Source organism: Chryseobacterium formosum (genome assembly GCF_026460885.1).
In the GTDB taxonomy this organism is placed as follows: Bacteria; Bacteroidota; Bacteroidia; order Flavobacteriales; family Weeksellaceae; genus Chryseobacterium; species Chryseobacterium formosus.
The window spans coordinates 1-24002 of sequence record NZ_JAOVZW010000033.1 but is presented as its reverse complement, the minus strand read 5'-3'; the positions used below and the strand labels follow the sequence as shown (position 1 = coordinate 24002).

Sequence of the window (24002 nt, the reverse complement as noted above, 5' to 3'; positions counted from 1 at the left end):
CCTTATTTTTCCTTATTTCTGCAATTGCGTTAATCAGCTGTTCCAGAGAAGACAATACAGAGCAGGAGTACGAATACACTTATCAATTGACTGGACCCAGCAACAACAAATTGATGGTTCAATATACCCCAACGATGACTGATCCCAATATAACGGAGATCCCAGACGACCTTGAATATGAAGAGCAGGTAACACCACCTTGGCAAAAAACTGTCAGACTTCATAAAAATGTTGGTGGTGTTGGTTTTTCTGCAAGCATTACCGAAGGGACACCGGGGGCAAGTTATACAATTTCAATTTTAGATAAGGATGCCAATATCCTAAAGACGACTAATTTTATTGTCAATACATCCGGAGATGCTGTTGCACTTCTGAACTACTATCGTGATTGATCGAAATTCTATTTACTTGATCTTAGTATATGATGAATTATTTTACAGGTACATCAGGAAATCTATTAAGAAACAGGATATTTATAGAACGTGTCGAAGCAGGACTGCAAACTATGATATCACACTAGCGAATTTGATGGGTGATTCACTGGTTGAGATTCCAAACCATTAACTGTAAAAATCCTGAATTTATCATAACCTAAAAATTTTAAAATATTATGAAAACAAAAAACATTAGTATCGCCATACTTTTGCTTGTAACGCAACTAAGCTTTGCACAATATTTCAAACTGACTCCCGCGGGATTTTTGTCTAATGAAAAAAACGATTTTACGGTTGTGGATGTTCCAAACGTGAAACAAAAAGATCTGTATAGAAATACGCTTAATGCTATCAATTCAATTTTCAAAAATCCACAAAAAGGACTTAGTGTCGTTGAAGGTGAAAGCATCAGTATAACAGCATATGAAGAAGAAGTTCTGCCTGTAAAACTTTCTAATGGGTTCGGAAAAACAATTCGTAAATATGATCTATCGTATAAACTAACGTTTCTTTTTAAAGATGGCAAAATTCGGATCAACAGTCCTGATTTTGAAGCTAAAAGATATGTTGAAGGTACCTACAGAGGGGCAAGTGGTTGGACTGGTGATGAATGGGTCACCTTAAAACTTGTGAAAATTGGAAAATCTAAATTATATCTATTCGAAGATGATGGAAAAATAAGATTTGAAGATGCTTATAATGGTTTGAACAATCACTTCAATTCGCTTATAAAAGAAATTATTAATAAATCTCAAAGTATAAATAACTGGTAATATTGATTTACAATTAGTATAACAGTTTAATTTTTTTTTATAATTATTTATGTGTTGAAAAGCTTTACAATAAGTTGAGTGAAAATGACATTAAATTTAAATTATAACCAAAATAATAGCGCAGGAAATGATATTTTTTATTAAATTACATAATATGATGGGGCAAACTTTTGCCTATGTTAGGGACATTGACCGATTTATCATTTAAATCTGCACCTCAATAGGCTGACAGAATGATTCAGGTACCAGTTTCTTTACTCAAAAATCTGATAAAATTTGAAAATAAAGAATTGTAACTAATTTTTGCTATTCTAATTAAACGACTGTCTGAACTCCAAAGGCGAAACATTTGTCTTTGTCTTGAAGAGTTTGCTGAAAGACTGTGAATGTTCAAAACCCAATTCATAGGCAATTTCCGAAACAGATAGATTCGTCGTTGTTAATTTTTCTTTAGCTTTTTCTATGATCACATTCTGAATGTATTGTTGTGTATTGAATCCTGTTAGTGAACTCAACATATCACTCAGATAACGTTGAGACAGTTTTAATTCCATGCTGATGTATTTCACGGACGGCAATCCATCTCTCAGACTATTTCCGTCTTCAAAATAGTTGTTTAGGAGTTTGTCCAAAGAAGTAATAATATCGTGATTGACTGCTTTCCTAGTCAAAAACTGCCTGTTGTAAAAACGGTTGCTGTAGTTCAACAGCAATTCTATCTGAGACACCAGAACATCCTGGCTAAAACCGTCAATATTATTGTCTAACTCGTTTGCTATGGAAGCAAATAAACTGGCTATAATTTCTTTTTCCTTCGCAGATAAAAATAATGCTTCTGAAACATCGTATGAGAAAAAGCCATATTGATTGATTGTTTTTCCCAATGGATAATTTCTTATAAAGTCCGGATGAAAATACAAAGCGATCCCTTCATAACTTTCTATTTCTTCCGGTGGAAAAACGATTTGCTTAGGTTTTAAAAATGCTAATCCTCCTTCTTCAAAATCATAATAGCCCTGTCCGTATTTTATGTGTCCCGTGAACGTGGGCTTGAAGGAAATCTTGTAGAAATCAAGACTTACTTTTTGCCCTTTTGGAAACATATCTATCGAAACATTATTGTAGTCAACCAAAGCGATCAACGGGTGCAATGGCGCAGGAAATCCCAGCACACGTACCAGTTGCGATATACTTTGAATGTGATGGATGTTAGATTGCTGCTGCATTGTGTTTACGAATTTAATCAATTTTGTTTAGACGGACGAATCACAATTTCGCCAATTTCAACATCGTCAGGTTGGCTTACTGCGTAAATTACAGCATTAGCAATGGCTATGGGATTGATGGCTATTTGTTCCATTCCTTTCTGAATCGCTGTTTTCATTTCTTCGTTTTTGATGTTGTCCGCAAAATCAGTTTTCACAAATCCGGGCGAAATCCCTGTGATGCGAATGGTTCCGTTACTCTCCTGACGAAATGTCTCTGCAATCGTGCGAACGGCATTTTTAGTTCCCGCATAAACGCCCTGCATTGGGACAATCTTAATTCCTGAAGTTGAAATAATATTTATAATGTGTCCAAATTGTTGTTGTTTGAAAACGGGAATTGCAGCTGCCATCCCATACAAAACACCTTTGAGGTTAATGTCGATCATTTCTTCCCAACCGTCAATATCCAACTCGTCAATTCGGCTTAACTGGCTGACACCTGCATTGTTTACCATGACATCTAACTTTCCGTATTGCTCAACTGCTGTATTGACTAACTGCACTAGATCCGCTTTATTCTTTACATCGATTTGAACAAAGGTGGCTTCACCACCTTTGCTTTTAATTTCTTCAACAATTACTTGTAGTTTTTCTGTTCGTCTAGCACCCAAAACAACCTTTGCGCCGTTTTTGGATAATTCTATGGCGATGGCTTTCCCCATTCCGCTGCTTGCGCCTGTAATGGCGACAACTTTTCCTTTGATATTCTGCATTGTTGTTTGTTCTTATCTGTCTATTTGTTTTTCTAAAAATTCGGGATAACGGTCGCCTACAAGCGTAATTCCATTTACCGTTGAGTCAATTTTGGCAAGTTCATCGGCTGTTAATACAATAGTTGTACTTCCAATGTTTTCCTCTAAACGATGTAATTTTGTAGTTCCAGGGATCGGAGCGATCCAAGGCTTCTGCGCTAAGAGCCAGGCCAATGCCAATTGTCCGGTTGAAATATTTTTTTGTTGAGCGATCTCAGAAAGCGCTTCCACTAAAACCAGATTGGCCTTTATATTTTCTTCGCTGAAACGGGGAATCACATTTCTGCGGTCGATATCCTCTAATTTTTTGTTAATGATACCGGTTAGGAAACCTTTTCCCAAAGGACTGAACGGAACGAAACCAATTCCTAACTCTTCCAAAGTTGGTATGATTTCATTTTCCGGCTCACGCCAAAATAAAGAATATTCGCTCTGTAATGCTGATACCGGCTGAATTGAATGTGCTTTTCGAATCGTTGCAGCACTTGCTTCCGATAGACCGAAATATTTTACCTTTCCTTCCTGTATCAGGTCTTTTACGGTTCCTGCAACATCCTCTATAGGAACGTTGGGGTCAACTCTGTGCTGATAAAGCAGATCAATGTAATCTGTTTTTAATCTTTTTAGAGATGCTTCAGTTACCGCTCTTATTGTTTCGGGTCTGCTGTCCAGACCGATTGCCGGACTGGCATCTTTACAGCCAAACTTCGTAGCGATGACGACATCTTTTCTAAAGGGCTGTAATCCCTCACCAACCAATTCTTCGTTGGTGTAAGGTCCGTAGGCTTCTGCAGTGTCAAAAAATGTAACACCTCTTTCAACTGCGTTATGCAGAAGAGTTATGGCTTCTTTTTTATCAAGACCTTTTCCGTCCAAAAAGTTTAAACCCATACAGCCAAAGCCCAATGCGGAAACTTCCAAACCGCTATTTCCTAATTTTCTCTTTTGCATAATTATTTTTTTAATTGTTTCTAAAACTGACGTAAATCTCAGGTACAAAATTCATGATTACCGTTCTATAAAAAGTAGCCCAATTGGTAATTGTTGTAGTCAGATTTTCAAACGTATTTTTTAACATTATAAAAAAGACCTTATTTCAAAGCTTACTGGCCTATCTTGCCATTGAAGACGGAGGCATTGTAACGCCGATTTGCTCAGATTTTAGAATTATTACAAGATTTTCGGGGCTAAAAATGATCATTAAAGAATATTTTAGAATAACTTTTTAAGCAATAATATTATAAATTTGTAAAAAAACACCCAAGTGTCGCAAAGGCAACTAACCTAAAATGCAGATAACACCAGCAAAAGAATTGTCACCTTACATCAAGCATTATCTTTTTTTGGAGAGTGAAGGAACTTTATCAAAAAAACTTCGCTTGTTTTCTGATGGAAACACTGGTATGGTTCTTACTTTCAATGGCAATCTTATTTCAAACGCTGATGGCATCAGAACTTCAACTTATCCAAATTCATTTTTGTATGGACAGGTAAGCACGTTTAAAGATTTGTATCTGGCAGAAAAAACATCAATAATTATTGTAGTTTTTCAACCCTATGGTTTCAATTATCTATTGGGAATATCTGCAAATGAAATACGAGAAGACATTATTGCGACAGAAAAAATATTTGGAAGTAAGGATTCATTGCTCTATGAGAAATTATCTGAACAATCTGACTTGAAGACAAAAATACAGATCCTGAACAATTTCTTTATTGAACAAGCTACTAAAAAAACTCTTTCAAACGAAAGTATTCTCCATCCAACATTAAATTATATACTTAAAAACAAAGGGGCAATTACAGTAAATCATCTTGTAAAACATACGGGTTATTCAGAAAGGCACATTGAAAGAATTTTTAAAGAATGCATTGGAGTAAATCCAAAAAAGTTTGGAAACATTGTGAAGTTGCATTTCTTTCTGAACTTACTCAAGTACAAGTCAAGACAAAACAATATTACCAATCTGTGTTATGAGGCCGGGTACGCAGACCAGTCACATCTGATCAAAGAATTTAAAAAATATACAGGTATAACCCCAACGCAATATTTAAACAATACCAACAGGTTAGCCATAAATTTTATGGAAATAAGATCTCAGGATACACCGATGTCGGATTTGTACAATTTATAGAACATATCACAGGCTACTTTTGTCCTAATTATTAAAACAAAAAAATGGACAATATTAAAATATCAACAGCCCAATTTGAAGCCAGGAATGCTGACAGAGCCTATAATTTATCAGTCATTGAAAAACTTGCCAAGAAAGCATCCGAAGAAGGTTCTGATGTCATTGCCTTTCATGAATGTTCTATCACTGGTTACACCTTTGCAAGGCATCTCAACAAAGAACAAATGCTCGATCTGGCCGAGCTCGTCCCCAATGGTGAGAGCACACAAAAGTTGATAGAGATCGCCACAAGATATGACATCGTCATATTAGCCGGACTTTTTGAAAAGGACGAGAATGACAATTTACACAAATCATACATCTGTGTAGATAAAAATGGATTAATTGCGAACCATCATAAAATACATCCCTTCATCAATCCATATTTAACTCCAGGGAAAGGCTACACTATTTTTGATATCAAAGGCTGGAAATGTGGCATTTTGATCTGCTACGACAATAACATCGTTGAAAATGTAAGAGCGACAACGCTATTGGGTGCAAATATCATTTTTATGCCACACGTAACGATGTGTACACCCTCTACCCGACCTGGCGCCGGATTTGTCGATCCCAAGTTGTGGCAAAACCGCGAAGCTGACCCAACTTCATTACGTCTGGAATTTGATGGTATGAAAGGCAGAGCCTGGCTTATGAAATGGTTGCCGGCAAGAGCGTATGACAATGGGATATATGCAGTATTCTCAAACCCAATTGGAATGGACGATGATCAATTGAAAAATGGATGTTCAATGATAATAGATCCATTTGGCGATATTCTTGCAGAATGCCGTTCATTTGACGACAGCTTTGTTACAGTAACCATTACCTCCGAAAAACTTGCTAACGCAGGTGGAAGTCGTTATATAAAAGCCAGACGACCAGATCTGTACCGGGATATTATAGGACAAGATCATCATTCGAAGCAGAAAGTTGTGTGGTTGAATCCGGACGAAAAAGAATAAAAACTATCACTAATAAGGATTTTATACCACATATGTAATTCAAGTGATATTGACCATTTCAGTCATACATCACTTAAAACCTTCAAAATATTATCTATATCTGCTAGTAAATGGTTTGAATATAGTCCTGTCATGTTCACATGACCGACAGTTAAAATTTTCAATTTTCACTTTATATATGCTCGGTATTATACAATGCTTTGATTCCTTCCATAAATATCTGGTTAGGCATCTGAAATAAGAGAATATTCAACATTTATTTAAATTATTGCTGATCTTGAAGTTTACTTCTTAATACCGCCAGGACATAATTACCGGTAACGTAGGTATTTTTAAATTTCAACTGTTGTAAACCAGCCGATACCTTACCTTTATATAAAGAATCAATATGTCTCCCATTAATATCAAAAAGCTATATTTCTACATAATCCTCGTCAGGCAAATTTAGGTTAACAGTAAATACATTCGTTGCAGGAATCGGACTTACTGATTCTATAGCTTTAATTTCAGGCTTCATTTCCTGAGTAGTACGAGGTTGGTTGCTAACAGCTTTCTCATAACAATTGTATACAGCCGTTCTTGTTACGGTAGCAGTACCCAAAGGTCCTGTAACGGCCACTTTATATAATCTTGTATTATAATTTGGAAAAATTGACGAAGGGGATGGAAGCGAAACAAAAGTAGTAATTGTGTTGGCATTACTTGATGGAATATTAGTCCACGTAAATCTATTTTTACAATTAATTCCATTACCAAAGCATTTGTAGGTGTTGCTGTCCTGCAATTGGTCGAAGAAGGTAAATTAAAACTAAATACGCCAATTTCAGAATACCTCACTGATATTCCGGAAACCTGGAAATCTGTTAAAGTCCAGCAATTATTATCCCATACGTCGGGAATTCCTGACCTTGTGGATGAAGAGGAAGCCGTTATGATCGCTGATAATTTTGATATAGTTTTGAAAAAGGTCATTGCCATGCCAAATGATTTCAAGGCCGGCGAAGAATTCAGGTATAATCAGACCAATTATTATTTGCTCGGTCTTATAATCAATTGCGACATCAAAATTTCTACCATCTGACAGCAAGCCTAATCTCAAATTAGCTTCTACCGTATCAAAAACTTGTTTCTGAAGAGCATAAGCCCTTAGTTTATTAATGATTCCGATATTTCTGCCTTCCTGTCTGAGATAGATGATCATTCCTCCATTTTCCGACATAAAATTCATTGCAGCATCCAATTGTTGTCCGCATTCACATTTCCTCGAGTGAAAAACTTCTCCTGTAATGTACTCCGAATGGAAACGTACATTGATAACTTCATTAATATCTGTTTTTTAAGACACCAAAACCAAATGTGGACTCCAGTCATTTTCATTTTCAGAAAATGCATAAACGGTAAACATTCCAAAATCGGTTAGTATATTTGATTGAGCCTGTATTCTGAGCATTAGTTATATTTTGAATTATTGTTATAGTACAAATTTATACTTTATGTATTTAATTAGTAAAATTAATTACTAAATTTGTTGATAAATCAAATCAGTAATGGAACAAAAAAATATAATTACAGAAGACAAAATATTTGAACTGTATGGCGATTACATTTTGAATCACGGAGAGAGACCAAAAAACATTTACCGTTTCGCAAAAGACAATGAGTTTGAGGAAAAAGACTTTTACAATTACTTTTCAAGCTTTGAACAGATTGAAAAATCAATGCTGGTTAATCTTTTTGATAAGTCTGTAGAACTAGCTTCGGAAGTTAACAGTTCTGACGAAATCATTTCGAAAGAAAAACTTCTGAACGTTTATTTCATCTTTTTTGAAAATATGACGATGAACCGTTCGTTGGTTCTGATGATTTTGGGAAATGACAAATTACATTCAGCAAAGATTTCGAATCAGCTAAAAGAAACGCATAGGCAATTCATCAAAACTCTTGATTTTGATGATTGGGAAATGATTCAAAAAACGAAAGATGATGTGAAAAGTTTCCAAGAAAAAGCCCGTGAAGAGGCGTTATGGATTCATTTGGTTTCCGCTATCGAGTTTTGGAAAAAAGACACCTCTCCAGCCTTCGAAAAGACAGATATTTTCATCGAAAAAACCATCGATACTGGATTTGAACTGATGGATAACGAACCTTTGAGAAAAGTTGTTGACCTCGGGAAGTTTTTATTTAAAGAAAAATTTAAAAAGAATTAGATGAAAACACTCAATAAAATACCAACCGGAAAATTAGAACGAACCAGCAGTTTGCTGAAAGCGGGCGCAAAAGTAGGCGTTAATTACATCAAATATTACGGAAACAAAATCACGAAAGATAAAGATGAGGACGAAGCACGAAAAACTCTAAATGAAGATAATGCGACCGACATTTACGATTCTCTGAAAGAACTGAAAGGTTCTGCGTTGAAAGTTGCACAGATGTTGAGTATGGAGAAAAATATTCTTCCTCAGGCTTACGTTGAGAAATTTTCTTTGTCGCAATTTTCGGTTCCGCCACTTTCCGGAGCTTTGGTGAAGAAGACTTTCAGAAAATATTTTGGTGAAAATCCAGAAGATTTATTTGATGAATTTACAAATGAATCTGTTAACGCGGCGAGCATCGGACAAGTTCACAAAGCGAAAAAAGATGGTCAAAATTTTGCCGTTAAAATTCAATATCCTGGAGTGAGAGAAAGCATTTCTAGCGATTTGAAAATGGTAAAACCCATTGCTATGAAAATGTTTAACATCAAAAAAGAGGGTTCTGAATCTTACTTTCAGGAAGTGGAAAATAAATTGTTTGAAGAGACAGATTACGATTTGGAACTGAAAAGAAGTCAGGAAATTTCTGAAAAATGTGCTCATCTTCCCAATCTCGATTTTCCAACATATTATCCTGAATTTTCTTGTGAAAGAATTATCACGATGGATTGGATGAACGGAAAACATTTCTCAGAATTCACAAAATTAGATAATTCTCAGGAAGATTTGAACAAAATCGGACAGACGCTTTGGGATTTTTATATGTACCAAATGCACGTTTTGAAGCAGGTTCACGCTGACCCGCATCCCGGAAATTTTCTGATTTCGGAGGATAAAAAATTGCTTGTGATTGACTTTGGTTGCATCAAGGAAATTCCGGATGATTTTTATAAACCTTATTTTGAATTGGCTAAAAAAGAGAATCTAAATAATCCTGTGATTTTCAGAGAAAAGCTGTTCGAACTTGAGATTTTACGTTCGGATGATTCGCCTCAGGAACAGACTTTTTTTACAAAATTATTCTACGAATTGCTGGAATTATTCACGAGACCTTTTAACGCAGAAATTTTTGATTTTTCTGATGAATCGTTCTTTCAGGAAATTGCAGATTTGGGTTAGAGATATGCGAAACTTAGTGATATGAAAGGGATGAACACAAACAGAGGTTCGAAACATTTTATTTATCTCAACAGAACATTTTTTGGTTTGTACAATATGATGCACGATTTGAAAGCAAAAAATATCGTCATCAATCAATATAAAAATTTTATCCAGTAAATGCCTGCCAACTTACCTTCAAAGATTTGTGAAGTCTGTGGATTGCCGTTCAAGTGGCGGAAAAAGTGGAAGAAAAATTGGAATGAAGTAAAATATTGCAGCGAAAAATGCCGGAAAAACAAAAAATCAACATCCTCTGGTTCGGCAACGATTTAAGAATCAGAGACAACGAATCGCTTTTTAAAGTGATGCAGGAAGATTTGCCTTTTCTTGCCGTGTACATTTTTGACGAAAGTTTTTTAAGTTCGACGCAATTTGGATTCAGTAAAATTGGAAAATTTCGTGCTAAATTTTTGTTGAAAACGGTTTTAGATTTAGAAAATAATTTAAAACACAAGAACATTCCGTTTCTTAAAAAGTTTGGACAAACTCAAGATATTTTCAAACAGATTTCTGAACATTTTGAAGTTGAAAAAATATTCTGTCAGAGAGAATGGACAAAGGAAGAAATTGAACTAGAGAATCAAATCAAACCCATTTTTCCTGATGTGAAATGGGTAAAATCTTATTCACAACTTTTGCTTGAAACTCATTTCGTCAAGGAAAAATTAGATAAAATTCCTTTGCTGTTCAAAACTTTCAGACAAAAAATAGAGAAAGATTTTAAAATCAGAAATGAGTTTGATTCTGAACATTTGGTTTATGATAAATCCATTTTAGATTTAAGAATAAACAGCGACGAAATTACATTACAGACTTTGGGTTTTGATGAATTTGAAATGCATCAATCCACGGCTTTTCCCTATTCTGGTGGCGAAAAAAATGGATTGCAACGAATGAATCATTATTTTTTTAAGACTAAAAATCTCAGTCGTTATAAAGAAACAAGAAATGGTTTAATTGATGAAGATTACAGCAGCAAATTTTCTGCGTGGCTCGCCAACGGAAGTCTGTCTGCTGTATCTATTTTCCACGAAATCAAGAAATATGAAGCGGAATTCGGAGGAAACGAATCAACGTATTGGCTGGTTTTTGAGTTGCTTTGGCGTGACTTTTTTAAATACATTTCAATGCAATATCGCAATAAGATCTTTTATCAGAATGGAATTTTAGATCGGGATTATGAATTTAAATCTGATGAAAATTTAGTCAACCAGTGGATAAATGGCGAAACAGAGTCTGATTTTATCAATGCCAATATGCTGGAAATTAAAAATACTGGCTGGATGAGCAATCGCGGACGGCAAAATGTGGCTTCCTACTTTTGTAAAATCCTGAGGCAGGATTGGAGAATTGGTGCTGCTTACTTTGAAGAATTGTTGATAGATTATGATGTTCACAGCAATTATGGAAACTGGATGTATCTCGCTGGCGTTGGAAATGACCCGAGAAGCAGAACTTTCAATGCTGAAAAGCAGGCAGAACAATATGATTCGGACTACAAATTCAGAAATTTATGGCTAAAATAGAATCTTTAACTGCACAACTGATATTTCCGCATCAGCTCTTCAAAGACACGGATTATCTGGATAAAAATCAACCTATTTTCTTGGTGGAAGAGTTTCTGTTTTTCAAACAATACAAATTTCACAAACAGAAAATTGCATTGCATAGGGCGAGTATGAAATTTTATGAAGAATATTTGACCAAAGAAAAATTTAAGGTTGAATATATTGAAAGTACTTCCCCACTTTCTGATATTCGAAATTTAATCAAACATTTAGAAAAAGAAAAATTTGAAAAAATCTTCATTACGGATGTTTGCGACAATTGGCTTGAAAAGAGAATAAAGAACACGCAATTGGAATTAGAAATTCTCGAAAGTCCTTTATTCATGAAAACCCGGGAAGATTTGAAAGACTATTTTGAATATAAAAAATCTTATCATCAAACCGATTTTTATAAGCAACAGAGAATTTCCCGAAATATTCTGATGAAAGCCGGTAAACCAATCGGTGGAAAATGGACTTTCGATACAGAAAACCGAAAAAAATATCCTAAAAATAAGAAAGCACCGTCCGTTCACTTTCCTGAAAACAGCAAATATTATGAGGAAGCTAAGATTTATACTGAAGAAAATTTCAGTGAAAATTATGGTAATTTAGCTTCCTATCAACTCTATCCGGTCACTTTTGAGGAAGCAGAAAATTGGCTGAATCAGTTTCTGGAATTGCGATTTGCCGATTTTGGAATCTACGAAGACAGCATCGTGGAGCGTGAACATTTTTTGCATCATAGTGTTCTTTCGCCATTGCTGAATATCGGACTTTTGACTGCGGAAAACGTTTTGAAAGAGGCGATTGATTATGCGAAAGAATATAAAATTCCGGTCAATTCTTTGGAAGGTTTTGTGCGTCAGATTTTGGGTTGGCGAGAATTTGTGAGAGGAATTTATCTCTATCAGGGAACGTATCAACGGAATAAAAATTACTGGAAACATCACAATCCGCTTCCCGAATCTTTTTATACGGGAAAGACTGAAATTAAGCCGATTGACAGCACGATTTTGAAAGTTTTAGAGACAGGTTATGCGCATCACATCGAGCGGTTAATGATTTTTGCCAACTTTATGAATCTGTTGAAACTCAATCCAGATGACGTGTACCAATGGTTTATGGAGATGTTCATCGATTCTTATGATTGGGTGATGGTTCCCAATGTTTATGGGATGAGCAGCTTTTCTGACGGCGGAAAAATGAGTACAAAACCGTATATCAGCGGAAGCAATTATATTAAAAAAATGAGCGATTATGCCGATGGAGACTGGACGGAAAAATGGGATGCCCTTTTTTGGAATTTTGTGAACGACAACCGCAAATTTTTTAAAACAAATACAAGATTGGGAATGATGTTGCGGACTTTAGATAAAATGACGGACGAAAAGAAATCTGAACATTTTAAAATTGCAAAACGTACGATTAAAAATTTAAAATAATGCCGAAAGAGTTAAATTTAATAGAGACAGACCGCATCATAGAGATGGCTTGGGAAGACCGAACACCGTTTGAGGCAATAGAATTTCAGTTTGGAATTACCGAATCTGAAGTGATTGACGTGATGAGAAGAGAATTGAAACCTTCAAGTTTCAGACTTTGGAGAAAGCGAGTGAATTCGGGAGTGAGCCAAAAACATTTAATGAAGAGAAATCCCGAAATTGAGCGGTTTAAATGTACGAGACAACGGACAATCAGTCATAATAAAATTTCTAAGCGGTAAAAAATGCCACGAATGCACGATTTTTTTTTTAAAATAATATAAATAATTTAATTCGTGCATTTGTGGCAACAGAATATTCAACAAAAATTAAAATATGAAAAATATAGTTATCATCGGTTGTGGACAGGGAATTGGATTTGCTGCTGCAAAAATATTGTCAGAAAATTATAATGTTATTGGAATTTCAAAGACTAAAAGTCCTGAAGTTGAAAATTTAGATATTGAGTTTCATCAACTGGATATTCTTTCGGGAAATCTGGATGAAATTAATTTTCCGGATGTGATTGACGGATTGGTTTATGCGCCGGGAAGTATTAATTTAAAACCATTTAACCGACTGTCCGTTGACGATTTTAAAAATGATTTTGAAATCAATGTTTTAGGTGCAGTAAAAACAATTCAGAAATTATTGCCCCATTTGAAAAAATCTGAAACTGCTTCGGTTGTACTCTTCAGTTCGGTGGCTGCAAAATTGGGAATGGCCTTTCATGCCTCTATTTCTGCGAGTAAAAGCGCCGTTGAAGGTTTAACAAAAAGTCTGGCGGCAGAATTGTCTGCTCAGAAAATCAGATTTAATACAATTGCGCCATCATTAACGGATACCAATCTGGCTTCGCAACTCCTATCAACGCCTGAAAAACGTGAAGCTTCTGGAAAAAGACATCCGTTGCAAAGAATTGGAAATGCTGACGAAATAGCAAAAATGGTTGAGTTTTTATTATCTGAAAATTCATCTTGGATTACAGGACAAATCATCGGAATTGACGGTGGAATGGGCAGTGTGAAACTATAATTTGTTTTTAAAAAACAAAAACTAATATCTTTACCAAAATAATTATGCAAACCGACTTTTTCATAGACTTGCTCCATCATGTGAAAGAATTTGAAGATTCTGACGCGTGCAAACCCAACTCGAGTGTTGAAGACTTTCGGGTTTGGATGAATGATAAAAAGTATGCTGACGAAAGCCCTACCAAACTTTTTAAAAATGAAAATCATAAGGTTTCTTTTACCGAAAACGAAATTTGCAAGCAAGTTCTCTTATTAGGACGATACTCAAAATTATTGATTAGAAAAGGTTTGGGAGAATTTCCCGAGTTGGCTAATGAGGAATTTACTTATTTGTACCGATTGAAAGACGAACCTTTTTTAACGAAAATTCAGTTGATTGAGAAAAACGGACACGAGAAGCAAACCGGAACTCAAATTATCAAAAGACTTTTGGAAGCTGGATTTTTAGAGGAAAAAAATGATGAAGATGATAAGAGAAGTAAAAGATTAAATCTGACCGCAAAAGGCGAAGAAATATTCCACGCCTCGGTTTCTAATGTCAACATAACTTCAAAAATCTTATCTGGAAAATTGGATGATACTGAAAAAGCTGAATTTCTTAAGATTTTGAAAAAGTTGAATGAATTTCATTCTCATATTTATGCTGATTATAAAAGTGCGGATATTGATATGATTGTGAAGGTTTTTGGGTAAATTAATGAGCCGTTTTTTTCACTTTAATCAATGTTACCGAAACAGATGCCATCAAAAATAAAACTCCTGCCATTACGATAGCATTTGAAGGGTTGTTTCCTAAGAAGTATTTATAAATAAAGCCAAAAGAAACTGTCTGAATTAACATTGGAATAACAATCATCATATTGATTACGCCCATATATACCCCTCTTTTGTTAGATGGTATCGACGGAGAAACCATTGAATATGGTAAACCCATCATCGCTGCCCAACCGATTCCAAAGAGAACCATTGGTAATAATATTAAATATTCATTGTGGATGAACTGTAAAACCAATAATGATATTCCCGTTGCGAGCAGACAAAATACATACACATTTTTGGAAGAATATTTCAGCGCAAAAGGAATCAGCAAAAGTGCTGAAATCATTGTGATAAAATTATAAAACCCATTCATTAATCCTGTTTGGCCAACGGCTGTTTCTACCAAACGCAAAATATTTGTCGCCCATTCTATGTCAATTGAATTTCCTAAACCTGTCTTTGAAAGTTCAAGAATATGTTTGGCTTTTACCTCATCGTTTTCAGTGACGTGATACAATGTTTGTTTGATCATTGGCGTAACGAACTGCCAGTAACAGAAAAGCGCATACCATTGAAATAAGTAAACAAGTGCCAATTGCCAAAGTATTTTCGGCATTTTTACGATGGCTGTAAAAATATCAATAAATGGCGTGAAAACTGTGTCATTTTCTTTTTCCAATTTTAATTGTACCAATTCTTCTTCAGTTGGCGGAATTTCAGGGGTTTTGTAAACCGACCAAACCACCGATGCAATCGAACAGAAAGAGCCTAAGAAAAATGAATAGTAAACCCACGCAGGAATTCCTCCGGATTCAGAACTTCCTCCGAAATATTTCTGAAAAACAAATAAAGATAAATTAGCCAAGGTAATTCCACCACCTACAAACAGACTCTGCATCTGAAAACCATAGGTTTGCTGTTCCTCCGGAAGTTTATCGCCAATAAAAGCTCTGTAAGGTTCCATTGCCGTATTATTTGCAGCATCTAAAATCCACAATAATCCGACAGCCATCCAGATGGAAGAACTGAAAGGAAAAACGAACAATGCCAAACTACAAAATATAGCACCAAGCAAAAAGAACGGTTTCCGTCTCCCCCATTTTACACTCCAGGTCTTATCACTTATCGCTCCTATCAACGGCTGAATCAACAATCCCGTAACCGGACCTGCCAAATTAAGAATTGGAAGTTGGTCTGCGTGAGCACCCAAAAATGAATATAACGGATTTACTGCAGTCTGCTGAAGCCCGAAACTATACTGAATCCCGAAAAAACCGACATTCATATTCCAAATCTGCCAAAAGCTGAGCTTAGGAATTATTTTTTTATTCATAATTTATGGCTTTACAATTTCGTAATTTTTTCCGAGGACGATGTCCGCTTTTTCTTTCAACTGACGGATTATATTATGTTCAATATTCAAAACTTTTTCAATAAAATCACTCTGTTCATCACGGTTTCTTTCAATTCGTTTTTCAAAAGTATCCTGATAATTCCGATTGATGAAAATACTGAAATCAAAATCATCGATGCTCAGAATATAAGTACCTTCTATAATGATAACCTGTACATCCTGTAAATCCAGAATTTCTTCAGAAATAAAGTTATTTTGATAATGAACAAGAGGTTTTTTAAGAGTAGATTTTCCATCTTTAAATTCCTTAATGTTGTTTTGAATTAAATCTAAGTAAACTTCGTGCATTCCAACATTATCAAAACTTTTCTCCCGGTTTTCGTGGTTGGTTTTCGGTGGAAGTTTGAAGTAATCATCCATTTGAATGACTAAACTTTTTATTCCGTTTTCTTCTAAAACTTTTTTTAAAGCAAATGCTGTAACCGATTTACCACTGCCACTTTCTCCACAAATTCCTACTGTCCATTTTTTATCGTGATTATATTTTTCTTTTAAAATTTTATAAATATTCTCCGCAGTATTCAAATGTTTCTGCTCCAAATTAATTACATCTCCAATCATCTTTTAATCTGTTTTAAAAATAAATTTTTGTTGTCTACAATTGGTTATTCGTTCAGCTTAAATCTTCATCAAAAGATATCCTGAAGCTGAAAAACATAATTGGTCTGTTCCTGAAGGAATAAGTTTATCCGTCGAATAATATTCTTTGAAACTTGAGCCCTTTTCGCTCAGAAGCTTTTCATATTGACTCACAATTTTTTCAGGAATCTCATTGTAACCTCTTTTCCTTAATCCCAAACAAAGCCACCCAAGATAAATTGGCCACGAACCTCCGTTATGAAATTGATAGGGTTCGTTTTTAAAATTATAACTGTAATTGTTTTCCAGCAAGTTCCAGTCAGCATCTTTTGGAAAGATAATCGGGTAAAAAACAGGAAGCATCCAATGTTGAAACTCTGTATTCAACTGTTCCAAAAATTGAGTAAAACCATCTAAATCTAAATCAAATCCTAAAAGAATTGCTAAAGCATTTCCTGCAAGGTCGAAACGTTCATCGTAACCATTTGCATTCAAAGATGCCCATAAATAATATTTTCCATTGGCTTTTTGATACGCTGTTGGATGATATTTAGGTTCATCAGAATTGTTCTTTCTGAAATTATTCTCAATCAGTTTTTTTGTCGTTTCAGCAAGAGATTTCAGGTTTTCATCCTGATAAACTTCTGCTGCATTTTTCAAAGCCCAATATCGAAGAACATTATCGTATAAAACGTAACCTGAAGTCACATATTCATCTGCCCAATTTCCTCCCAACGGACTGTACAGAAGACCTCTCTGATTAAATTCCCAGGTTTTTAGACAAGAAAAAGCTTTGTATATTTTATCTTTTAAAGTTTCTTTTAACGATTCATCTTTCGTGTAAATCATATATTCACAAGCTCCGATAATCCACCAGATTGTCGCATCAGTTCTGCCGACAAGTGTTCCGTAACTCGCTTTATCTCCATAGACATTGGAAGGGACCTGTCCGTTTTCTGCCTGATAATTTGCAAGTGTTTTGATTGATTTTTCCAAACCATCTATAATCATTTGATTTTTAATCAAAATTCCCGTAATTCCTGTCATCATAGAATCTCTTGACCAGACTCTTGCGTAATTGTCTTTCTTTTCAGACGATGCAAGGATTCCCTGGTCTGAGATTGCTTGTTCAATGATGTTTAATGCTGCTTTTGTAAACATATATTTTTATCAATATGATTAAATAAACTAACAGCAAATTCTGCTGTTAGTTCATAGTATAAATTTATTTTGATAATTAATTATCTGAAAATCAACACTTTTTATTAAAAGTCAAATTTCAAACTCGCTCCGAAAGTTCTTCCAGGCAGTGTTCTCGCTCTGATGATTCCGTTGGTTCCCTGCAAACTTCCTTCTTCTGCTTCTGTAATCGCCAAAGAATTAAATACATTGTTGGTATTAACATTCAAAGTTAAATTTTTAAGTAATCTATAAGAAATATAAGGATTCACAATCACATAACCCGGCATAATCAGTTTATTGCTGTCCTGAGTAAATGCTTTCGTAGAACCTACTGCAAAGAAACCAAAGCTTAATTTTTCAATATTCACATTCGGATTGAAAGAATACATCAATTTCGGAGTTCTTCTTGGCATATTGCCAATGATGGTTTGATCAATCGCATTTTTAATTTCAGCGTGAGTATAAGTCAAACCAGCTTTGATGTCAAAGTTTTTATTGATTTTATAGAATCCGTCGAATTCTACTCCAAATGATTCGTATTTATTCTCTGTTCTTAACTGCGTAGTAGCTTCATAATTGGCTTCAATGGTTCTCGCCTGAAACAAAGTTGTATTCAGAAAATAGTTGGAACCTCTTAATTTGTAACCCACTTCAATTTGATTCAGTTTATTCACTTTTACTGCGTCTAAAGCCGGATCATCGTTATTGGTATAATTGTATCCTGCGAAAAGAATTCTGTCTGCAGAAGCACTTCCACCCTGACTTACTCTTGCAAAAACTGCATTGTGAGAATTTAGAGCATAGTTAGCTCCAAAAGAATATGCGAAAATACCATATTGATAATCTACCGGAACGGTTCCGTTTACAACTTCCACTGCCAGTTCTGGTGTTTCCAAAGTTCCGTTTTGATTAATGTCTATTGCACGTTTCGTATTCTGCGTTCCAAAGAAACTTCCGGTAACATTTCCAAAATCATATCTTGCTCCAAAATCCAAGGTTAATTTTTCAGTCGGATTGATTTCCACCTGAGCGTGCGGAGCAATCACTGAATATTTGGTATCGTAGATTCTATTAACGCCGCCAAAAGCCGGAACGCCGTAATTAAGAAGTCCGTTATCTGTAATTTTAGTTCCTGTAGGGCTCACAATATCCACCAATCTGGCATTGTTATCAGAAACTTCCATCAAATAAGTATTCCAGTTCCAGGAAAGATTGATGTTTTGTGAGCTGTTGTAAACGCCGGTATTCAACTTTATTTTATTCCATTTTTTACTGATGTTGACATCGCTGAAGAAGTTGTTCAGATTATTCATTTTGGTGTTGAATAAAACCGTTTTCATATATTTGGCATTGCTGTCGACTGCAGTATTGGTTCCTGCATAAACTGCACTTCCGTAGCCTGTAACAGATTCCAAAATTTCAGATTTGCTTCCAACTGATGCAGGAAATGGTGCTAAAAACTGGCCGTCGTTTGCTGCGTATCTTGCTTTAGCGTCGACTTTCCAACCTGAGCCTAAATCATAATTAAATTCAAACCCAACTGTTTTTGAGACTGAATGCATCCCGTCACGAATATTACTTTTCAAAATTTGTCCGTTTGCACCAAACGTAAGATCATTTTTAAAATTGGAAGACTGTAAAGCGCCCGTTAATATATTATAATTATTGAGAGAACTGTAATCCGGATTTGAATCTGATCCTGAAACGGCAATTGGCATCGGCATATAAGCTGCAGTGCGGTCATCTAAGTATTTTCCATACACTCTAATGCTTCCCTTTTCGAATTTCTTTAATAAAGATAAACGAAACTGACCACCGTTATTAGAAGTATACCCAGTTTTTCTTGGCCCGTCTCCACCTCTGTAGAAACCACCTACTCCAATGTAAAAATCTTTACCCAGCGGTGTTCCGTAGTCGATATCTGTTCTGAAATTTTTATAATTCAGACCTACTTGTTGCGTGATACTTCCGCCTTCTTTTTCGCCTGTTTTTGTAATAAAATTGATGATTCCTGCAGGTGAATTGGATGCAAAAACCGATGCAGAACCTCCTCTCAATGCTTCAACACGAGATACGAAAGAATCAAATCTTGTAAACTGATCCTGAGTTCCAAAAGCAATATCACCAAATTGCATTACCGGAAGACCGTCTTCCTGAATCAATAGATATCTTGAACCACCCGCAGAAACAGGAACCCCTCTTACCGTAATATTTGAATTACCCTCTCCTCCTGAAGATTCTGCACGTATTCCGGGAATCGTTCTGAAGATCTCAGCCGTCGTTCTTGGAGCCGAATTGATAATATCCGCTGATTTCAAAGTGGAGATTGACGTACTGGTTTGATTGAAGCTTTCGGATTCGAATTTCCTGTAATAACTACCTCATCAATAGTCTTACTTCTTGGAGATATTGTGTAAGTTTCGGTAGACTGTGCGAACATAAATGCGGCCATATTCATCGTCCCGAAAATCAGTATTTTTTTTATTACCTGTGATTCCATAATTCTGTTGAGTTTTTTGTTATGTCTCAAAAGTATTTTTTTTACTACATCAAAAAAGAGATTTAAACGGATTGTTAACTTTCGGAAAATATCAAACGATTGCGCAACCGTTTGCGGTGGATAACTTTTAAATAAATTAACTTTTTATTAACAAAAAAAATTGTTTTATTTAACACATATTAACAAAATATTATTGCCTAATTATCCTTAATTTCTCCCAATAATTGATGTAATAACTCAAAATGAAACGAACGACCATAAAAGACCTTGCGGAAATGCTTAATATTAGTACTTCAACAGTTTCAAGAGCATTGAAAGATCATCCTGATATAAGTAGTTCAGTAAAACTGAAGGTAAGAGAAGCCGCAGAGACATTTAATTATGTTCCGAATGATTTTGCGGTTAATTTCAGAAAGAAATCCTCAAAGGTTATCGGTCTCATTGTTCCTGAAATAACGATGTTCTTCATACCATCAATTATTAACGGTATTTCTTCTGTGCTTAACAAAGAAGGTTACCATTTTTTCATATTATCATCAAATGATTCTTTTGAGACTGAAAAGGAACATCTGGAAACATGCATTAATTCTAGAGTCGATGGTGTTTTAATTTCCCTGACGAACGAAACTAAAGATATTGACCATTTATTAAAACTGAAGGAGATGGAAATTCCTGCTATTATTTTTGACAAAACTGTTTCTCAAAATATTTTCCAATCTGTTATTTTTGATAATATTAGAAATGCTGAACTATGCGCCGACAAATTAATTGATCACGGATGCAAAAATATACTTGCCATCTTTGGTGATGAAAATTTAGAAATCACACAGAGCAGATTAGTGTCATTTGAAAATCGGATGAAACACTTTCCTGCAATTAATCTGAACATTATCTATTGTAAATCCGCTGATCAAGTGAAAGAAAAATTAGACCTTTTACTTGACGACGATTCCATCGATGGTTTCTTTGCAATGAGTGATGAAACACTGATGGGTCTACATAGCTCATTAATCAAAAGAAGCCTGAACAATACCAACAGAAAAGTAGTTTCAATCAGTGAGGGTACTTTACCAAAGTATCTTGATGAAACGTATGACTATCAAGTCAATGACGGAAATGAAATGGGTATCTTCGCCGCAAAGCAATTACTCACTTCCATCAAAAACGAAGCATCGGGAGCTAGAGAAACTGAAACTGTTGTACACCGACTTTAATGATATTTGCTAAAATCTTCTTTCATAATCAATGTGGGAGCGACAGCACTGTTTGAATTTAAGAAGGAATTCTCTACTCTGATTACATAAAGTTCCAATCGCTTGAAAAAACCGCGTCTTTCAGTTGATTGAAAGGTGATAATTTCAATGGTCGTAATTTTGATATTATTGAAATTTTTCGCCCCAATTAAACTTTCCAAATGCAAAATTTGGCTTCATTTTTGACTGCGAAATGATGAAAAATTTTAAAGAGAAAAAAATAGCTTCACTGCTAATGCTTTAATTTATCACAAAAATCAGTATCAATATTAAACTAAAATCCGATTAAAATGAAAGCGATTTTCTATACGCTACTATTCTTACTACTATCAACAGGAATTTTTGCTCAAAATAGCAAATATCAACTTTCAAGTCACATTCTGGATATTTCTAAAGGTGCTCCCGCCTCAGGAGTCTCGATTAAATTGGAAAAATATGACGAAAAATCGAAACTGTGCAGCTTTGTTGAGGAAAAAATCACAGATTCAAACGGAAGAATTTCAGATTTTCTAGCTTCAAATAAATCCAACGTAGGAATTTACAAACTAACCTATCTAACAAGCCCTTATTTTAAGAAAAATAACCTGGAGAGTTTTTATCCTTTCATTGAGGTCGTTTTCCAGATCAAGGATAACAATCATTATCATGTTCCGATAACTCTCTCTGCCTATGGGTACTCCACATACAGAGGAAACTAATATAAATGTAAAGAGAACTTTTCATGCAAAAATTAGTTGCACTGAATCACCTCAAAACATCATCATTTAATGATTAGTGAAATAGAGACCAAAATTTTTCTATAACTAAAAATTCCGATTAACTACCTCAGTAAATTCAACCCTTGAATTATTAAGGATGTAAAATAGTTTAAAATATGTTTTATGTGAAATATTTATGATTTACCCTTTAGATAACGATAAAAAATTATTTTTTTCCAAATTTTATAGAACAAAATAAGATGCTTATTTTGCCGTATTACTAAGTAATCGTTTATACTACTTGAGATCTATTGAAACTCGTCATAATTTTTAAGAAAAATGTTGTACTGAAACCTTAATTATACATTTGCTGCTGACATTAATGTTTGTTATTACAATGTGCTTTACTGCTTATTTTTTATAAATTATTCATGACTAAAAAAATTTAGAACTATATCAATATCAGTCAGTAATTGGTTTGAATAGAGTCCTGTCAAGTTCACAAAACAGGACTATATTTAACATCCTATATTAAAAATACATTATTAATTATCCATCCTATCCTGAAGTATGTTTCTTAAAGCCAACATATCATCACTTACTTTCTTATCAAGAATCTTTGCATAATGTTGAGTCGTCTTTAGATTCTTGTGACCAAGCATCTTACTTACACTTTCAATCGGAACACCATTGGATAATGTAACAGTAGTGGCAAATGTGTGTCTTGCGATATGAAATGTCAATTCTTTGTTAATCCCACAAACATTAGCAATTTCCTTGAGATAGGAATTCATTTTCTGATTACTGAGGACAGGAAACAATACATTTAAATTTACGCATTCCGGATGGTCTTCATATTTTAGAATAAGCTCTTGGGCTAAAGGCAGTAACGGAACTCTGGTTGAAGTACTGGTTTTCTGACGATTTGTAAATATCCATTTGTCGCCATCTATTCCAAGATTGATGTGAGATTTCGATAATTTCTTTACATCTATATAAGCTAAGCCAGTATAACAACTGAAAAGGAAAATATCCCGTACTTGATTCAATCTGTCTGATGCAAATTCCTTTTCATAAATCGCCTGAATTTCCTCCTTTATAAGATAGGGGCGTTCCACTTCTTTAATTTTTGCTTTGTAGCCTAGAAAAGGATCTTTTAATAGCCAACCGTTCGCCATGCATAGTCGCATAATCTTTTTGAAATTCTTGATGTATTTTACAGCAGTATTGTTTGCGCATTTTCGGACACTACGAAGCCAGAAATCATAATCCATAATGAAAGCGTGATCGATCTTTGTAATATCAATATCAGAAATTTTATATTTCCAATTTAGAAATTCCTGCGTGTGTTTTAATGATGTTTTGTATCGTTCCAATGTGCCGGGGGCAAAATCCTGACCTATTAATGCTTCTACTTTATCATTGTGATCCTGAAAAATAGGAATGAGCATTCTTGTGGTAACATCAGTTCCAAGCAGTTTAGATTTTAAACTTTCTGCAGTTACAAAGTCTTCCTCTTTCAGCATCAGGTAATGGAAATCATAAACTTGTTGTTCCAAAGTTTTAAGGTAAGAGTTCAGTGTTTTGGCTTCTTGACTATAACCTACAGCTTTCTGAGATTTATTATCCCATTTCTTTGGGTCAATATACCTCTTAGCCGCAATCTCTGCAGCCTTGCCGTCTACCGTGATTCGCAAATAGATAGGAGCGGTTCCATTTGTTCGGATTTTATTCTTTTTTATAAAGAATAGCAGGTTGAATGTTTTGTTCATT

24 protein-coding genes and 2 pseudogenes are annotated in these 24002 nt (G+C 34.9%); 15 read left to right on the top strand and 11 right to left on the bottom strand.

Annotated elements, in window-relative coordinates; genetic code table 11:
* The first annotated feature begins 113 nt into the window (after positions 1-113).
* Both OF897_RS20705 and OF897_RS20700 read left to right on the top strand, forming a co-directional pair.
* Positions 114-392, top strand: a complete 279-nt coding sequence (locus tag OF897_RS20705) for a hypothetical protein (protein WP_267267571.1) — start codon at positions 114-116, stop codon at positions 390-392.
* A 218-nt stretch (positions 393-610) separates the two neighbouring features.
* Positions 611-1207, top strand: a complete 597-nt coding sequence (locus OF897_RS20700) for a DUF4468 domain-containing protein (RefSeq protein WP_267267570.1) — start codon at positions 611-613, stop codon at positions 1205-1207.
* A gap of 311 nt (positions 1208-1518) precedes the next feature.
* Here the strand turns inward: OF897_RS20700 and OF897_RS20695 are convergent, their stop codons facing one another.
* Genes OF897_RS20695 through OF897_RS20685 form a run of 3 tightly spaced genes read right to left on the bottom strand, consistent with a single transcriptional unit; the run spans position 1519 to position 4178 of the window.
* Positions 1519-2433, bottom strand: a complete 915-nt coding sequence (locus OF897_RS20695) for a helix-turn-helix domain-containing protein (protein ID WP_267267569.1) — start codon at positions 2431-2433, stop codon at positions 1519-1521.
* A gap of 17 nt (positions 2434-2450) precedes the next feature.
* The gene (locus tag OF897_RS20690; RefSeq protein WP_267267568.1) at positions 2451-3188 is read right to left on the bottom strand and encodes an SDR family oxidoreductase; all 738 of its coding nucleotides are present in this window, start codon (positions 3186-3188) and stop codon (positions 2451-2453) included.
* Between the two features lie 12 nt (positions 3189-3200).
* Entirely contained in the window at positions 3201-4178 is a 978-nt protein-coding gene (locus OF897_RS20685; RefSeq protein ID WP_267267567.1) for an aldo/keto reductase, read from the bottom strand.
* A gap of 338 nt (positions 4179-4516) precedes the next feature.
* Here OF897_RS20685 and OF897_RS20680 point away from each other — a divergent pair, with 338 nt between their 5' ends.
* Together OF897_RS20680 and OF897_RS20675 are read left to right on the top strand one after the other, a co-directional pair.
* Positions 4517-5362, top strand: coding sequence for a helix-turn-helix domain-containing protein (locus OF897_RS20680; RefSeq protein ID WP_267267566.1), 846 nt, complete (start codon positions 4517-4519; stop codon positions 5360-5362).
* A 44-nt stretch (positions 5363-5406) separates the two neighbouring features.
* Positions 5407-6366 carry a nitrilase family protein gene (locus OF897_RS20675; protein WP_267267565.1) on the top strand — a complete coding sequence of 320 codons (960 nt, stop codon included), beginning with the start codon at positions 5407-5409 and terminating at the stop codon, positions 6364-6366.
* A 412-nt stretch (positions 6367-6778) separates the two neighbouring features.
* Here OF897_RS20675 and OF897_RS20670 read toward each other — a convergent pair whose 3' ends face one another.
* Positions 6779-7150: a hypothetical protein gene (locus OF897_RS20670; protein WP_267267564.1), complete on the bottom strand. Its 372-nt coding sequence runs from the start codon at positions 7148-7150 to the stop codon at positions 6779-6781.
* On the opposite strand from OF897_RS20670, the gene OF897_RS20665 reads away from it, so the two are divergent.
* Positions 7151-7447, top strand: coding sequence for a serine hydrolase domain-containing protein (locus OF897_RS20665; protein WP_267267563.1), 297 nt, complete (start codon positions 7151-7153; stop codon positions 7445-7447).
* On the opposite strand, the pseudogene ribA reads toward OF897_RS20665, so the two are convergent.
* A pseudogene (ribA, locus tag OF897_RS20660) lies at positions 7415-7816 on the bottom strand (GTP cyclohydrolase II RibA); the annotation flags it as partial. The gene OF897_RS20665 and the pseudogene ribA sit on opposite strands and share 33 nt — an antisense overlap.
* A 97-nt stretch (positions 7817-7913) precedes the next feature.
* Between ribA and OF897_RS20655 the strand changes: the two are divergent.
* The 8 genes and pseudogenes from OF897_RS20655 to OF897_RS20620 all read left to right on the top strand — a co-directional run bounded on the left by OF897_RS20655 (position 7914) and on the right by OF897_RS20620 (position 14537).
* On the top strand, positions 7914-8573 hold the full coding sequence (locus OF897_RS20655; RefSeq protein ID WP_267267562.1) for a TetR/AcrR family transcriptional regulator: 660 nt from the start codon (positions 7914-7916) through the stop codon (positions 8571-8573).
* Positions 8574-9896: pseudogene (locus tag OF897_RS20650) on the top strand (ABC1 kinase family protein).
* Positions 9897-10052: a DUF2256 domain-containing protein gene (locus OF897_RS20645; protein WP_267267561.1), complete on the top strand. Its 156-nt coding sequence runs from the start codon at positions 9897-9899 to the stop codon at positions 10050-10052.
* Positions 10004-11305 carry a DASH family cryptochrome gene (locus tag OF897_RS20640; RefSeq protein ID WP_267267560.1) on the top strand — a complete coding sequence of 434 codons (1302 nt, stop codon included), beginning with the start codon at positions 10004-10006 and terminating at the stop codon, positions 11303-11305. Before OF897_RS20645 ends, OF897_RS20640 begins: the two co-directional genes overlap by 49 nt.
* On the top strand, positions 11293-12771 hold the full coding sequence (locus OF897_RS20635) for a cryptochrome/photolyase family protein (RefSeq protein ID WP_267267559.1): 1479 nt from the start codon (positions 11293-11295) through the stop codon (positions 12769-12771). The genes OF897_RS20640 and OF897_RS20635 overlap by 13 nt, the downstream gene beginning before the upstream one ends.
* A complete protein-coding gene (locus OF897_RS20630) occupies positions 12771-13052 on the top strand; it encodes a TIGR03643 family protein (RefSeq protein WP_267267558.1) in 282 nt (93 codons plus the stop codon). The genes OF897_RS20635 and OF897_RS20630 overlap by 1 nt, the downstream gene beginning before the upstream one ends.
* A 94-nt stretch (positions 13053-13146) precedes the next feature.
* On the top strand, positions 13147-13845 hold the full coding sequence (locus OF897_RS20625) for an SDR family NAD(P)-dependent oxidoreductase (RefSeq protein WP_267267557.1): 699 nt from the start codon (positions 13147-13149) through the stop codon (positions 13843-13845).
* Positions 13846-13889: 44 nt separating this feature from the next.
* Positions 13890-14537, top strand: a complete 648-nt coding sequence (locus OF897_RS20620) for a MarR family winged helix-turn-helix transcriptional regulator (protein WP_267267556.1) — start codon at positions 13890-13892, stop codon at positions 14535-14537.
* 1 nt (position 14538) lies between these two features.
* Here OF897_RS20620 and OF897_RS20615 read toward each other — a convergent pair whose 3' ends face one another.
* The 5 genes from OF897_RS20615 to OF897_RS20595 all read right to left on the bottom strand — a co-directional run bounded on the left by OF897_RS20615 (position 14539) and on the right by OF897_RS20595 (position 20278).
* The gene (locus tag OF897_RS20615) at positions 14539-15936 is read right to left on the bottom strand and encodes an MFS transporter (protein WP_267267555.1); all 1398 of its coding nucleotides are present in this window, start codon (positions 15934-15936) and stop codon (positions 14539-14541) included.
* Between the two features lie 3 nt (positions 15937-15939).
* Positions 15940-16578 (bottom strand): uridine kinase family protein, encoded by a 639-nt coding sequence (locus OF897_RS20610; protein WP_267267554.1) that lies wholly within the window; start codon positions 16576-16578, stop codon positions 15940-15942.
* Between the two features lie 57 nt (positions 16579-16635).
* Positions 16636-17757, bottom strand: coding sequence for a glycoside hydrolase 100 family protein (locus OF897_RS20605; protein ID WP_267267553.1), 1122 nt, complete (start codon positions 17755-17757; stop codon positions 16636-16638).
* A gap of 104 nt (positions 17758-17861) precedes the next feature.
* Complete coding sequence (locus tag OF897_RS20600) at positions 17862-20096, bottom strand: TonB-dependent receptor domain-containing protein (protein WP_267267552.1); 2235 nt, start codon at positions 20094-20096, stop codon at positions 17862-17864.
* The gene (locus OF897_RS20595) at positions 20093-20278 is read right to left on the bottom strand and encodes a hypothetical protein (protein WP_267267551.1); all 186 of its coding nucleotides are present in this window, start codon (positions 20276-20278) and stop codon (positions 20093-20095) included. Before OF897_RS20595 ends, OF897_RS20600 begins: the two co-directional genes overlap by 4 nt.
* A gap of 242 nt (positions 20279-20520) precedes the next feature.
* Here OF897_RS20595 and OF897_RS20590 point away from each other — a divergent pair, with 242 nt between their 5' ends.
* Both OF897_RS20590 and uraH read left to right on the top strand, forming a co-directional pair.
* Positions 20521-21492 (top strand): LacI family DNA-binding transcriptional regulator, encoded by a 972-nt coding sequence (locus OF897_RS20590; protein WP_267267550.1) that lies wholly within the window; start codon positions 20521-20523, stop codon positions 21490-21492.
* A 329-nt stretch (positions 21493-21821) separates the two neighbouring features.
* The gene (uraH, locus tag OF897_RS20585; protein ID WP_267267549.1) at positions 21822-22229 is read left to right on the top strand and encodes a hydroxyisourate hydrolase; all 408 of its coding nucleotides are present in this window, start codon (positions 21822-21824) and stop codon (positions 22227-22229) included.
* A gap of 545 nt (positions 22230-22774) precedes the next feature.
* On the opposite strand, the gene OF897_RS20580 is transcribed toward uraH, so the two are convergent.
* Positions 22775-24002, bottom strand: a 1228-nt coding sequence (locus tag OF897_RS20580) for a site-specific integrase (protein WP_267267548.1), incomplete at its 5' end; no start/stop codon positions are given.